At 47.7% G+C, this 14,018-nt stretch carries 14 protein-coding genes; 7 read left to right on the top strand and 7 right to left on the bottom strand.

From position 1 onward, the window contains the following. Window positions 1-76: 76 nt before the first annotated feature. The 6 genes from B051_RS0103040 (at window position 77) to B051_RS0103015 (ending at window position 6,267) form a co-directional block, all read left to right on the top strand. Window positions 77-1,102, top strand: a complete 1,026-nt coding sequence (locus B051_RS0103040) for a rod shape-determining protein (RefSeq protein WP_007652384.1) — start codon at window positions 77-79, stop codon at window positions 1,100-1,102. 9 nt (window positions 1,103-1,111) lie between these two features. Next, window positions 1,112-1,975, top strand: coding sequence for a rod shape-determining protein MreC (gene mreC / locus B051_RS0103035; protein ID WP_026236154.1), 864 nt, complete (start codon window positions 1,112-1,114; stop codon window positions 1,973-1,975). Next, window positions 1,968-2,492 carry a hypothetical protein gene (locus tag B051_RS0103030; RefSeq protein ID WP_018476703.1) on the top strand — a complete coding sequence of 175 codons (525 nt, stop codon included), beginning with the start codon at window positions 1,968-1,970 and terminating at the stop codon, window positions 2,490-2,492. Before mreC ends, B051_RS0103030 begins: the two co-directional genes overlap by 8 nt. Next, a complete protein-coding gene (gene mrdA, locus B051_RS0103025) occupies window positions 2,489-4,318 on the top strand; it encodes a penicillin-binding protein 2 (protein WP_018476702.1) in 1,830 nt (609 codons plus the stop codon). Before B051_RS0103030 ends, mrdA begins: the two co-directional genes overlap by 4 nt. A 3-nt stretch (window positions 4,319-4,321) precedes the next feature. Next, complete coding sequence (rodA, locus tag B051_RS0103020) at window positions 4,322-5,644, top strand: rod shape-determining protein RodA (RefSeq protein WP_018476701.1); 1,323 nt, start codon at window positions 4,322-4,324, stop codon at window positions 5,642-5,644. 350 nt (window positions 5,645-5,994) lie between these two features. Continuing rightward, window positions 5,995-6,267 carry a DUF4242 domain-containing protein gene (locus B051_RS0103015; RefSeq protein ID WP_018476700.1) on the top strand — a complete coding sequence of 91 codons (273 nt, stop codon included), beginning with the start codon at window positions 5,995-5,997 and terminating at the stop codon, window positions 6,265-6,267. 46 nt (window positions 6,268-6,313) lie between these two features. Here B051_RS0103015 and B051_RS0103010 read toward each other — a convergent pair whose 3' ends face one another. The 3 genes from B051_RS0103010 to B051_RS0103000 all read right to left on the bottom strand — a co-directional run bounded on the left by B051_RS0103010 (window position 6,314) and on the right by B051_RS0103000 (window position 9,501). Continuing rightward, a complete protein-coding gene (locus B051_RS0103010) occupies window positions 6,314-7,450 on the bottom strand; it encodes a hypothetical protein (protein ID WP_071594842.1) in 1,137 nt (378 codons plus the stop codon). Between the two features lie 274 nt (window positions 7,451-7,724). Next, window positions 7,725-8,801 (bottom strand): acyltransferase, encoded by a 1,077-nt coding sequence (locus B051_RS0103005; protein ID WP_083919413.1) that lies wholly within the window; start codon window positions 8,799-8,801, stop codon window positions 7,725-7,727. Window positions 8,802-9,198: 397 nt separating this feature from the next. Beyond that, a complete protein-coding gene (locus B051_RS0103000; RefSeq protein WP_018476697.1) occupies window positions 9,199-9,501 on the bottom strand; it encodes a hypothetical protein in 303 nt (100 codons plus the stop codon). Between the two features lie 513 nt (window positions 9,502-10,014). Between B051_RS0103000 and B051_RS0102995 the strand changes: the two genes are divergently transcribed. Next, window positions 10,015-11,103, top strand: coding sequence for an acyltransferase family protein (locus B051_RS0102995; protein WP_018476696.1), 1,089 nt, complete (start codon window positions 10,015-10,017; stop codon window positions 11,101-11,103). 123 nt (window positions 11,104-11,226) lie between these two features. On the opposite strand, the gene B051_RS0102990 is transcribed toward B051_RS0102995, so the two are convergent. The 4 genes from B051_RS0102990 to B051_RS0102975 form a co-directional block, all read right to left on the bottom strand. Beyond that, on the bottom strand, window positions 11,227-11,811 hold the full coding sequence (locus B051_RS0102990; protein ID WP_018476695.1) for a hypothetical protein: 585 nt from the start codon (window positions 11,809-11,811) through the stop codon (window positions 11,227-11,229). A 353-nt stretch (window positions 11,812-12,164) separates the two neighbouring features. Next, window positions 12,165-13,145: a phage/plasmid replication domain-containing protein gene (locus tag B051_RS0102985; protein WP_018476694.1), complete on the bottom strand. Its 981-nt coding sequence runs from the start codon at window positions 13,143-13,145 to the stop codon at window positions 12,165-12,167. Then, the gene (locus tag B051_RS0102980; protein ID WP_018476693.1) at window positions 13,129-13,662 is read right to left on the bottom strand and encodes a hypothetical protein; all 534 of its coding nucleotides are present in this window, start codon (window positions 13,660-13,662) and stop codon (window positions 13,129-13,131) included. Before B051_RS0102980 ends, B051_RS0102985 begins: the two co-directional genes overlap by 17 nt. Next, the gene (locus tag B051_RS0102975) at window positions 13,659-13,964 is read right to left on the bottom strand and encodes a helix-turn-helix domain-containing protein (protein WP_018476692.1); all 306 of its coding nucleotides are present in this window, start codon (window positions 13,962-13,964) and stop codon (window positions 13,659-13,661) included. The genes B051_RS0102980 and B051_RS0102975 overlap by 4 nt, the downstream gene beginning before the upstream one ends. Window positions 13,965-14,018 lie beyond the last annotated feature (54 nt).

The raw sequence follows: 14,018 nt of genomic DNA, 5'->3' as shown, positions 1-14,018 counted from the left end.
TTGCCGCAAGTTTTTGCTTAGAAATATTGTATATTAAAAATATAACAAGGCAGCCGCACGCCTTCATAAAATAAGAATGGGACTATTTAACTTTCTTACCAGCGATATAGCCATTGACTTGGGTACCGCCAATACCCTCATCATCCACAACGACAAAATCGTGGTGGATGAGCCGTCCATCATCGCGGTGGACCGCACCACTGGTCGGGTGCTTGCCATTGGCCGCAACGCCATGCAGATGCACGAGAAGACCCACGAGAACATCAAGACCATCCGTCCGCTGAAAGATGGCGTAATCGCCGATTTCCACGCCGCTGAGGAGATGATTCGGGGTATGATCAAGATGATTGACACGGGCCGTCGTCTGTTCCAGCCATCGCACCGCATGGTGATTTGCATCCCTTCAGGTATAACCGAGGTGGAGAAACGCGCTGTGCGTGACTCGGCCCAGCATGCAGGCGCCAAGGAGGTATGGATGATTCAGGAGCCTATGGCTGCTGCGATAGGTATAGGTATAGACGTAGAGCAGCCCATCGGTTCTATGATTGTGGACATAGGGGGTGGTACGACGGAGATTGCCGTGGTGGCCCTTTCTGGCATCGTGTGCGACCAGTCCATCCGCATCGCCGGCGACGTGTTCACTAAGGATATACTGGACTATATGCGCCGCCAGCACAACCTGCTGATTGGCGAGCGTTCCGCTGAGAAAATCAAGATAGAGGTAGGCTCCGCCCTCACAGAACTGGAGAACCCGCCAGCTGACTACGAAATACGTGGCCGTGACCTCATGACAGGTATACCGAAGGTAATCAAGGTGACCTACCAGGAAATCGCCATCGCACTGGACAAGTCAGTGTCGAAGATTGAGGAAGCGGTACTGAAGGCGCTGGAAATAGCCCCGCCGGAGCTGTCGGCCGACATCTACGACAACGGCATTCACCTGACAGGCGGTGGGGCCTTGCTGCGTGGCTTCGACAAGCGCCTGGCAGCCAAGACCAAACTGCCCATCCACATCGCCGAAGACCCGCTCAGAGCAGTGGTGCGTGGCACGGGTGCAGCCATCAAAAATCTCGAAGGCTTCAAAAATGTCCTGCTGACATAACAGTACCGCATGCGGAATCTTTTTGCTTTTATATACCGGTTCCGTGCGTTCCTCATATTCGTGATGCTGGAGGCGCTGTGCATCTTCCTGATAGTGCGTTACAACACCTATCAGGGAGCGGCCGTGTTCAACTCCGCCAACACCTATGTGGGCCAGGTGCTGGAGTTCCAGAGTGGCGTGACCAATTACTTCAGGCTGGCGTCCATCAACACGACGCTGGCACAGGAGAACGCCGTCCTGCGGAAAGAGTTGATGGACTACAGATTGGGAGAGCAGATGGACAGCACGGCGCGGCTGGACACGACCCTCTACGTCCCCTCCGATTCCGCCAGGGCATACCCCTTTATCCTGCACGCTGGCCGAGTTATCAACAATTCCGTGCGCCGTACCAATAACTACCTGACACTGGCCATTGGCAGCCAGGATGGGGTAAAGCCAGGTATGGGCGTTATTTCGCCGGACGGAGCCGTAGGACGTGTGAAAACAGTCTCCAAACGCTACTCCACGGTCACCTCGTTGTTGCACTCGCAGCTGCTGATATCCGCCAAAATCAAGAAGGACAACACCTTTGGCACCATCAAGTGGACCGGCGGCGACTACCGCACGGCGCTGCTGGACTACATCCCGCTGCACGTCAAGCCGGAGCAAGGCGACACCGTAGTGACCAGCGGCTATAACACCGTGTTTCCGGAAGGCATTATGGTGGGCACCATCAGCGCTGTGGAGAAAGAGGCAGACAGAAGTTTCTATACCATTCGGGTGAAGCTGTCCGTTGATTTTGCGCAGCTCTCCTATGTGTACGTGGTGGAAAGCACGCGCAGGCCGGAACAGGATTCTTTGGAACTAGAAGCAGGTATACAACCAAATGAATAGCAGCCTAGGTATAAGACATATCGTGCAGTTTGTGCTGTTTGTGGCGCTGCAAATCCTGCTGATGGACAGCCTGGTGCTGTTCAGCACGGGTTTCTGCTTCATCTACATTGCCTTCCTGCTGTTCCTGCCCATCAACATGAATCGCGTGCTGCTGCTGTTCCTGGGCTTTGTGGCGGGCTTTTCCGTGGATATCTTCTACGACACCATGGGTATACACGCGGCGGCCAGCGTGTTGCTGGCCTATTTAAGGCCTTTCATATTGAACCTTCTCACGCCGCGCGATGGTTACGATACCAATGATTCCGTCAACATACACGTGATGGGCTGGCGCTGGTTCCTGGCCTATGCGATGACACTGATTCTGGTGCATCATGCAGCCGTTTTCATACTGGAGATTTTTAGCCTGAGTGGCCTGTGGTCCACCGTGCCGAAGATTCTGCTGAGCGTACTCTTCACAGGCGTGGTGATGGTCATCCTGCAGTTACTGTTCTTCTCCCTTAAGAGAGCGAATAGATGAATTACCTGGAAAATAGAAAATACGTCATACAAGCAATATTCCTGGTGGTGGGTGTGGTCTATGCGCTGCGCCTGTTCTACATCCAGGTGGTGGACAGCAGCTACAAGCAGGCTGCCGAGACCAATGCCATCAAAACCGTTATCCAGTACCCGTTCCGGGGGCTGATATACGACCGCAACGGCCAGCTGCTGGTGCAGAACACGCCCGTATACGACCTGATGATTGTGCCCAAGGAGGCGCGCAACATCGACACGCTGCGCCTGGCCAACATGCTGGAGATTCCGCTGGAGGATGCCCGTGAGCGTTTTAAGAAGGCTCGTGCCTACTCCTGGGTGAAGCCCTCCATTTTCATGCAGATGCTCACCACGCAGGACTTCGCGCACATCCAGGACAACCTCATCGACTTTCCCGGCTTCTACATCAACGCTCGTACGGCGCGTGGCTATCCGCACAAGAGCCTGGGGCACGCCTTAGGCTATATTGCCGAGATAAGCCCGAAGCAGTTGGAGGATACGGCCTACCACGGCTACCGCCCCGGTGACTACATCGGCAAGGCAGGTATAGAGATGGAGTACGAGAAGTACCTGATGGGCCGGCGTGGCGTCAAGTACAAGATGGTGAACGTCCGGGGCATCGACAAAGGCTCCTTCAAAGACGGCGCCTACGACACCCTTTCTATAGCGGGCCAAAACCTGGTGAGCACCATCGACCTAGACCTACAGGCCTACGGCGAGTATCTGATGGATGGCGCCAAAGGAAGCGTCGTGGCGATTGAACCAGCGACCGGCGAGATTTTGGCTTATATCTCGGCCCCGTTCTACGACCCCAACCTCTTCACCGGCAAAGACTACGGCAAGAACTACATGTCCCTGCTCCAGGACCCGGACAAGACCATGTTCAACCGCCCCATTATGGCCGACCAGAACCCGCCGGGATCCATCTTTAAGCTGACTCAGGCCCTGATTGCGCTGGAGGAGGGCGTGATAGACCCCAACACCCGGTACGCCTGTAACAAATCGCTGGTGAACTGCCACCCCCACCCTTCGCCCCTCGATTTGCGTGGAGCCGTGCAGCACTCCTGTAACCCGTGGTTCTTCCAGGCATACCGGGCGCTCCTCAACCAAGGCAAGTCCAAGAACACCTTCACCGACACTTCGCTGGGCCTGAAAGACTGGCGCGAGCAGGTGCTGACCTTCGGCTTTGGCCAAAAACTGGGCATCGACATTCCGGGTGAGAAAAAAGGCGTCGTCGCTTCTACGGACCTGTACGACCGCGTGTACGGCAAGAACCGATGGAAGTACTCCACCATTTACTCCCTCAGCATCGGGCAAGGTGAGCTGGGCGTGACGCCACTCCAGATGGCCAACTTCATGGCGACTATCGCCAATAAAGGCTACTACGTGACCCCGCACCTTATCCGCTCCATCGGTGAGAACGGCAAGCCACTCCAGGAGAACCAGGAGCGCCACTATACCTCTGTGAAGCCGCACCACTACGAGCCCATCATTGAAGGTATGGCCGAGGTGGTGCGTGCCGGCACGGCCCGCAGAGCCAACCTGGAGAAGGTAGGGATTGTGGTCTGCGGCAAGACGGGTACGGCTCAGAACCCCCAGGGACCTGACCATGCCGTGTTCGTGGCCTTCGCCCCCATGGAGAACCCCAAAATCGCGATTGCGGTGTATGTGGAGCACGGCAAGTGGGGAGGCCAGTCCGCTGCCCCCATCGCCGGCCTTATGATAGAGCAGTACCTGACCGACACCGTGACGATGAAGGCGCAGGAGAAATGGGTGCTGAGCCGGGAGTACTTGAACATTAAATCGAAGTAAGGTATGCCAGTTGAACAGAGAGTGCTTGGAGGAAAGATTGTGCAGCCCAGCAGCCGGCGCACTTCCCACAGCGTGCTGGGGAACCTGGACTGGGTGACCGTGCTCATCTACTTCGTGCTGGTAGCCTTGGGCTGGATGAACATTTACGCCGTGGTGTATAGCCCAGACAACGTGGTGAACATCTTCAGCTTCGACATCAACTCGGGCAAGCAGCTCCTTTGGATAGGCACTGGCGTTATTCTCATGATTGTGTTGCTTGTCGTCGATTACAAGGTATACGAGCACCTGGCCTACCCCATTTACGGGGCTATCATCCTGCTGCTGCTTTTCACGCTGGCCGTGGCCAACCCGGTGGCCGGCTCCCGCTCCTGGCTCGATTTGGGCGGAGGCATACGCCTGCAGCCCGCTGAGTTGGCCAAGTTTGCGACAGCGCTTGCCATTTCGAAGTTCCTGAGCCAGGTGAGTTTACGCCAACAGAAAATGAAGGACCAGATGGTGCTGGCGGCCATCACCTTTCTGCCGGCCGTCATCATCATCCTACAGAATGAGACGGGCTCGGCCCTGGTGTTCGGCGCCTTTATCCTGGCGTTCTTCCGCGAAGGTATGTCGCCCCTCATCCTCATTATAGGCGGTACGGCGGCGGCCATTTTCATCCTGACGCTGCTAATACCCAAGCTATACCTGCTGATTGGCATAGCCGCCGTCATGGGCCTAGCCATGTTCCTGGACTACCGTTTAATGCGCCGCTTCAAGACGATGATAGCGCTCTTTGTGCTGGTTGTGGGCATGGTGTTCAGCGTGGACTACTTCGTGAACGATATCCTGCAGCCCCACCAGCAGAACCGCATCAAGGCACTCATTAACCCGGAGGCAGACCCGCTGGGCTATGGCTGGAACGTAACGCAGTCGAAGATTGCAATCGGTTCCGGCGGCTTCTGGGGCAAAGGCTTTCTGGAGGGGACGCAGACCAAATTCGACTTCGTGCCGGAGCAGAGCACCGACTTTATCTTCTGTACCATTGGCGAGGAACACGGCTGGGTCGGGAGCACCATCCTGATTGGTTTGTTCATGCTCCTGCTGCTGCGCATCGTGCACATCGCGGAGCGGCAGAAATCGGTTTTTGGCCGAACATATGGCTATTGTGTGGTATCGGTCATCTTCTTCCACTTCGTCATCAACGTGGGCATGACCATCGGTTTGGCGCCGGTGGTGGGCATACCGTTGCCCTTCTTCAGCTATGGCGGCTCCTCGCTCTGGTCCTTCACCATCCTGCTGTTCATCCTCCTGGCTATAGATGCAAACAGGAACAGAGAACTGGTAAGATAAGGTATAAGCCAGAAACCCCTTAATCCTAGAAAACGGCCAGTGCGGCAGAATGCTCCCTTCGGAGTGATTCTGCCGCACTGGCCGTTTTGTTGCTACTGGTGACACTCCTCAATATCAACTCTCTTATTAAATCCCCTGCCAAAGCACTCCAACCATAGACATAACGACACGTAGTTATATATCACTAACTCACAAACACTTACATACGCAACAGGCATTATTTAAAGATAAACACGTCTCTGTTTTTGAACAGACAGGTCGTACACTCCTCTTCCAGCTCAGGCTAATCCCCCTGCCACTTTGCATATCTGATTTACATCATCAAAACAATTAGCTATACCTATACCGCTATGCCAAAATTTGTAATAGAAAGAGAGATTCCGGATGCCGGCAAGCTGACACCGGATCAGCTGAAATCCATTTCACAGACCTCCTGTGGCGTGCTCGACAAGATGGGCCCTAAGATTCAGTGGGTCCAGAGCTATGTGACGGACGACAAAATTTACTGCATCTACAATGCACCGAACGAGGAAATGGTGCGGGAGCATGCCCAACAGGGAGGCTTCCCGGCCAATAAGATAAGCAGGGTAGGTACCATCATAGACCCGACGACAGCTGAGTAAAAGACAAAGTCACAATGCCTTGAGAAAGGACTGATTAAGGACTATATTATTGTCCCTGTTCTTTTTTGACGCTATACCTAATCAGCGATACTGCTGTCAGTTTAGTAACAGGCTGTCCTGTTTTGGGGTTGATAAAGCGTACCACTCCTTGCCGCATCAGTCTTTCGTAGGCTGCAGCGTAATTCGCCAAGGTATAGTGAGTACCTAGGTTATGTTGCTCATAAATGTACTGCAGTGACCGGTTGTTACAGCTCGTGGCATCCGCCAGAAGCTCCTGCGCTAACTTGGCAACGGAGTATTTGAGATGCTCATGGAACAGGGACATCTGCTGCGCTTGCAGATTAGCGCCGAACAGCGGCACCCCGTCCTCCTGGTAGTCGCTATACCCTTCCAGCAGTTCCTTGATTCTGGTATAAGCTTGCGCCGACGTAGAAGCCAGCACAAGGTATTGATTTGTCTGTTTCCTATCCGGCAGGTTTATCCTGAACCTTAAGGTATAGAAGCCTTTGCTGCTGAAGATTTCTTCAAAGCAATCTAGCAAATACGCCTCCCGCTTTTCCGCGTTTCTGTTCTGCTTGTAGAAGCCCTTAATCTGTTCCAGTCGCTCTCCAAAGGCTTCCTGAAGCAAACTATCTGGCTTGGCTTTCCTCACAGCTACCTCCAAAGCTTTCGGGTTGAAAAGCATCAGCAAATCTGATGCGCAGTTCTGGGTGGCATGAAGCATAAACTGTTGTGAAAAACCTTCCCCAACAGGGTTCAGAAAAGTGAGGGCCGGCTGTCCTATATCCAGAACCTGCTCTGCCATTGCCTCAGAGTTCTCCTCAAGCAACATGTCTGGCGGGTGCACCAGATTTTGGTAGAACGGCAATTGCGCTACCTGCGCCTGCAGTTCAGCCAAGGCAGACTGGTCAGCATCGTAAAAGGTAGACTTTATACTTTTATTAAAATCAAGACGGGAGCCAGTGCTTTTGTATACCTGCCGCAGCTGCTGCAAGGCAGCAGGCACCAATTCATTATTATCCAATCCGGCCTGCAAGTCAAAGAAAGGTATAGGGACAAGCGGTTTATTTGGCTGCTGCAGTATAGTAGACGCCCACACCTCAAAAAATCGAGGCAACAGCTCGGATTTTATTGCTGAGGCTGTCCTTTCGATTTTAAATAAGTCGCTGAATGCTGCGGGCATGGGAGGGGTATTGTGCTGTTAAGGTCTGCTGTGCCTAACCTGTACGAAAATATTGGTGTAGACCCACAAAGATACGGCTTAACCGAACAAAAAAGCCCTTGCAACGTGCGTTACAAGGGCTTTTTCAGATTATTCTAGTACCAGGAGCGTGTATTTAACCCTTTATTTATAATGCTGTAAATCAATTGCTTAGCATTATTTTTATAGCAACGAGTTACAAACTGGTTACAAAATCAGCAAAAGCACCTGCAAACAGCATGAGTATTCAGTTAAGTTATATAACCTTGTTTAACTTGGGAATTCGACTAATGATGCTTGCCATAGCCACAGAAATCCCGATAACCAGACAGAGCTTTATTAAGATGTCAAATAAAGTAAAGCCTGCCGTCAACTGAAATCTATCGCCTAATAGGCGCATAACATCCAGAATGCCCGCGTGTATGAGGTAGACACCCAAAGTCAGTTTTGAGAACCGGGAAAGCCAGTTGTCATGAAAGCTTCTCTGTGTAAATAGCTTAAATATAGTCAGAGAAGCTACAGTAACTAATGGGAAGAGATAATTATAAAAGAATGGGCTCTTAAAAAAGTAGGTCATTGCCGCTATGAGAAGGGATGACGCCCCATAAACAGCTAAGAGGCTTATACTACTCCACTTCTTTTGGCTATTAATCATAACATAGCCCATCAGGAAGTACCCGATATACTCAGCAAACCAAAGAATAAATATTGACTCGTTCTTGAAGTAAACATTCCAGAGGTTTATCAGAAATCCAACAGCTAGCATTATGTAGGCAGTTCTTTTCAATTCTTCTAACGCTAAGGATTGAATCGCCCTATTTATAATCGGGGTTATTAGATAGAGCCCTATAAGCATGTACATGTACCACAGGTGATAGAAAGGCTTTCCAATCAGAAGCCTATTGATAACTGGTAGTACCTGCAATTCCCCTGAACCTATGTACTGCATTAGGAACAAGTACAATATATATACTCCACTCCAGAAAACTAAGGGCCATAGTACCCTGGCTGCTCTCTTTCTATAGAAAAAAGCATAAGGCTCGTTCCGCCCCAGCAGAAACGCCCCACTAATCATAACAAAAAGTGGCACACAAACCCTACTGAAGGAGTTTAACACATTCCCTATCCAAAAGTCTGTGTTAAGGATGTCATTCTCTAACCCACTGCTAGCATATGGTGCAGCCACATGCAACAGTACTACCAGAATCATTGAAACTGATCTTAGTATATCTACTGATGTATTCCTTGTTGGCTCATTAACATTAATAGGAGTTATTACTGCTGACTCTACCTCACTCCTTAAGTTTGTTTCAATTCGCATATAAATAATCATCAAGCAAAGCTTATTCTAGCTTTTTGCGGTGCAAAATTAAGAACTTAGATAAACAAAATATAGATTAAAAATTCAAAGCTCATTTATTAGTTGTACTTGGGAACGATTGAGCAGATTATTATCGATCGGTCTTGTAAGGCTTTTCATAAAGACTGAATAATTGGCTGTAGGTCTGTCTTGCTTCAAAGGCCTCATGTAAATCTATTTATATCTATTGTAGATTTACCCCTTTGCCCCAGGCGAATTGGTCAAAAGTTAGCTTTTCTAGGGTGTTCAGTTTTGTTCATGTGCCTAACTCCTACTGTCTAAGGGCCAAACCTTTTAAGATGTCAGATTTAGTCAGGTTTTATTACTCTTTATATGAGTAACAGGAAATACTAATTTTTACTAACCTTTCTTAATACCTGCCCTCAATAATGTTATACTTTGCAGGGTATCCATTGAGCTTATAAAGAGCCTGTAAAGCTGTAATAAGTGATTGCAAGCCTGATTGCTTAAGTTCTTTCTTATCCTCTCTCAGGTAGTTCCTAAAAGCATAATCCCCATACTTTTGTACATAGTGCTTTGCCTCAATCTCTTGTACTACTTTGAACTCCTTAGCTAGTATAACTCTCCTGATTTTAGGCTTAGCCTCTTTCATGCTCCAATAATCAGGAAAAGAGTAGAGCCTGTAAATACTACTGAGATTAATATAATTCATACACTATAAGCCTCTAAATAAGATTGCCTCGCGCGCGTGAAAACCTTAACATTTACTAACATCTGTAAAGGCTGCCAGGTATGGCTGCTTAGGTAAGGCTTACACTATTATAGCTTAGGCGGTGTGTAGCTGTTCGCATTCTATGCCTAACAGGATTTGATTTAATGCAGGCACAAAATAACCCGCTTTCTGCAATAAATAAAGCTATCCTTTCAGGAGTAGCTCTCACTTAGATTTATTTCAGGTTTTATCAGGTTTTACATACTCCCAAAAGTGTAGTTTTATGTAGTTCTGCTATATGCACGGCAATGTCAGGTTTTGTTAGGTTCTATACACTTCTAAAACTCTAGTTTTCTCTAGCAGCACTAAGTAGCATTCGGTTGGCATACCTGCAATGATTACATTGAAGTACTTACTGCTTTAGAAAAATAAGAAAGAGTATGACAAATAAAAGATAATAAACAGAATTATTGTACTTTTGCGCGCTAATCTACAATAGAAAACAATTCTTATATGTCTGTTGCTTTACAAGAAAAAGGCGGTTTTTTTAATTCTCTTCAGGTCTTTAGGGGTATAGCTGCTCTGATGGTAGTCTTTCATCACCAATGGCCATCATTCATTTACTTCTTTGGACTGGATAACAGTACCCTTTCCTTTCTCGCTGGTTTGGGTAAACATGGGGTAGATTTCTTCTTCGTCCTATCCGGCTTCATTATTACATACTCCTGTTATACTAAATCAGCTAGCTTTGGGACCAATAAGTCTTATCTACTTAATAGGGTGTTTAGAATATATATTCCCTACCTCCCTATAGGTATAGCTATGCTGCTCTTGTACAGCTTGCTCCCTAATATGTCTGAGGGTAACAGAGACATAAGCCTGCTTACCTCGCTCACGCTTATTCCAGACGGACCACCCGCTCTGTCAGTGGCTTGGACATTAGTACATGAGATGATGTTCTATCTAGTGTTTATGATTTGGTTCTACACAAAGAGAGGCTGGTATATGTTTACCGCTGTATGGGCAGGAGCTATCATCTACTTGAATTGGCTGCATGCCGGTACAGCTTGGGAGAGTATACCTGTCTTGAAGTTTTTTGCCTCTGTTTACAATCTCGAGTTTATCATGGGCTTTTACCTGGCAGTCTTGGTAAAGGAAACCAAATTAGCGGGGCAGCGGGCGTTTCTTGCTGTGGCTGCTTTGGTGTGTATGGCAGCAGTGATTTTGAAATGGCAGGGGGTGCAGTTACCTATTACTTTGGTGTTCGCTGTAAGCTTCTTCTTCCTGATACTAGGCAGCATTAACACTGCTCTGGATAGAATCAAATCGTCTAGCTTACTGATGGTAGTAGGGAATGCCTCTTATTCGATATACTTGGTACACAACCCAGAAATAAGCATTCTTGTGAGACTGTTCCCTAAATACTCGGGTGAGCTATATTCAGCATTTGTCTTTGTAGCCGTTTTCATAATATGCTGCCTTTCTGGTGTGATTTACAGCAAGATATTTGAGGAATACCTACTGAAAAAGGCTAAAGGTAAATTCTTACCTGCTCGAGCTAAAGCATCTACAAATATGGCTGTAGCTGAATCTAAGAACTGATTTATTCACAAAGATTCTAAAACGGCTGACAAAGGTATTTGTACCCTCTTTGTCAGCCGTTTTATATTAATCCTAATGTTCTATACCCTCCAAAATTCTAGTTTTCTCGTGTTGTTCCTGCCATTACATTACCATCAACTCAGATTCAGTATAGGGCACGCGCTCACTTTCTCTGATCTTCTGCATTAGCCTTAGGAATCGTTTGGTAGGCTTTCCTTTGTAGCTTCTTTTAAAGTGTTTGCTGTGTAGCTCCTCATACACTTTGTCAGAACTGAACAGCTTTTCATACATTCTCATGATGCCCCTGTTCTTATGGCTGTATGTCTGCTTTTCATACATATAGCCTTTGCAGGCAGACCTGTGCAGGAACAGAGCCCCAACTGAGTAAAGTATCCTGCAATTTTTGCCAGTGCTGGGACAAACAAAGTACCATACCTCACCTTTGCCAATGTTGGCGGGAACGGTTGAAAGCTCTACTTTGTACTTAACAGGCTTATCCCCATAGGTATAACTCAGTTCCAGGTAAGGGTTATCTGTCAGAGTGCTAACAGCTATACCTATGCTGCTGTATACCGAGCCGTTCCTACTCCATGTAATAGTCCCTGATCGGTAACGGTTGGGCTTAAGGTAGCCCCATCTGTTCAGGTTAGATATGGATACTGTTTTAACCTCATCAAACAAGGTCGGGAATGTGTAAGGCTTTGGCATAAGGGTATGGGTTTGGGTTGGAAATGAAACCTAAATCTTTAGGGAATATGCAGGGTAAACAGGCTTAATAACAGGCCCTTTCCAGGGAGCCTACTTAGTTACTTTTTCTTTCTCAGTTGCATGCAAACCCGCTTTAGGGGCTAACGGTCGCTGTTTTGGTATTGCCACAGGATTCAATGTACCCCCCTTACCTTTAAATTGGCAGCGATTTTTTTTCAGGAACAAGCGGTCGCTGTAACTGAATACCTTTTAAGGATTTACTAGGGCCTACCCCTTTCACCTTTTAGTTGCCAGCATGTAAAATATAGGAACAAGCGGTCGCTGTAAGGGGCTGTCATGCTCTAACCTACCCCTTAGCGGTAGTATTGCTTTGCCTTTGTTATTTTGCTGTTAAGTTCCTGTATCAATTCAGGCTGTTCTGCAATACTCTGAGCCTTTGCCATGCCCTTAAAGATGTTTCTAAGGTCTGTATAATACTTCTTGTGTTTAAAGACCTTTTGCTCTTTCATTACCTCAATATGGTGTAAGAAGGCTTCTAAGCCTTTTTCCTGCACTACAAGCCTTAGCACTTGATCTGTATAATCCTTTGGGGTGTTTATCTTACTTGTATCCATTAGAGTAAGTCCTACTTTGTGTATTGCTTCATATTCATTGTACCAACGGTCATACATGCCCATGTAAAACCGCTCATCTGTCAGTGTATCTGGTGTTATTACCGCCTGATTGAACTGCTTAGTCAGGCGGGCCGTGTAGCTTACCTCAAACCTGAGCAGGTTCTTACCCCTGAACACATCAGGAATAGTTACCCCGTTCTTTTTGCTCTCAGCTATCTTGTTATATGCCTTTAGGCTTCTTTGGCTGTTCTGATAGCTTATGCTTGTGGGCTGGGTAAGGCGCGTGTACCTTGGGCTTTGGCCTAGATAAGGGTAATACAGCTCAGGCTTATATTCTGTCATGATGTTATGCCCTACATCCATTCTTGTAACCTTTGCCTTATATACTGGCAGGTGTAGCGTGTCTGCCATCAGTTCAAAGGCTCTTTTACTATCTGAGCGGGTTAGGGTGTGCAGGTTAGTGCCTAAGTAGAACTTAGCTAGACTCCCTTTTATACTTACCCCATGCTCTGATATGCCTATCCTTAAATTACCAGCATTGCCAGTAATATAAGTTTTGCCTGTGTCCTGCCTGTAGGTCTCTGATAGGTTGGTCAGATATGGCAGGCAGTCCCAAACAGAACCGCCTATCATATCCACTGCTAGGAATTGGCCTATAGTACAGTACATAGCGTTTATAAAAAGTATAAATCTGTACTGCTTACTATAAGGAAATACCATAGTCAAAGAACGGCTTAGCCTGTGCCCTTAGCTGTTCTATCTCGCTGTCTAATGCTCCATCTATTAGGTTTTGATAGTAGCCAGGTATAAGGTTCCTGCCATTAAGTATTATAAACACTTCTACTAAGGTTAGATCCTGATTAGTGATGAACAGATAGCAGTCATTCCTGTAAGGGAATAGCGGGTTGGCTGTGCCATTGCTCAGGAGCCTGTTAGCGCTGGGGTATCCATAGCCATACTCAGGAAAGTCTACATCTTCAAAGTAGATGCTGGATAGGTTTAGTTTACCGTTGGATAGTGCCCATTCTGCCAGGCGTTTGCTATTGGCCTTTACAAACTCTCTAGCAGGTATCTTAAACAGGTACATTTGCCCTTTGGCGTTTATAAAATCTATCAACCCTGTATAGCTTTTAGTGTTGGCGTGGGTTGTGCAGTCTAAGCGGGCTTTACTTCTAATACCATACTTAGCCTTTACCTGATCTGGTAGGTTCTCAAATCTAAAGTATGCCGCTATCATGACTTAGCCCTCCCCATGTTCTTAAGTGCTACATAGGTTGCTGCCTGCTGTTCTATCTCATCAGCGTTTATAGGCGTTACAGGGTTTCTTTGCAGCCAATGGTCTAACTCTATCTTATTAAAGTAGATGTGCTTTCCCTGGGGTTTGTAGTGGCATATCTGAGCCCCTGAGGTTAATTTATACAGGTAGCTTTTAGATAAGCCTGTATAGCTTGCCGCCTCATCAAAGTTTAATACTGTCTTTTGGCTTAATAGCAGGGTTTCAATGCTTCTTAGCCTTTCCTCTAGTTGTTGAAATTCCATTTCTTTTCTTTTTGAAGTTTTAGAAATGGATTAGCGCTAATCCTTTGTTCGTTA

This window comes from Pontibacter roseus DSM 17521, from assembly GCF_000373265.1.
GTDB classification, from domain to species: domain Bacteria; phylum Bacteroidota; class Bacteroidia; order Cytophagales; family Hymenobacteraceae; genus Pontibacter; species Pontibacter roseus.
This window is presented reverse-complemented; position numbering and strand designations above follow the sequence as displayed.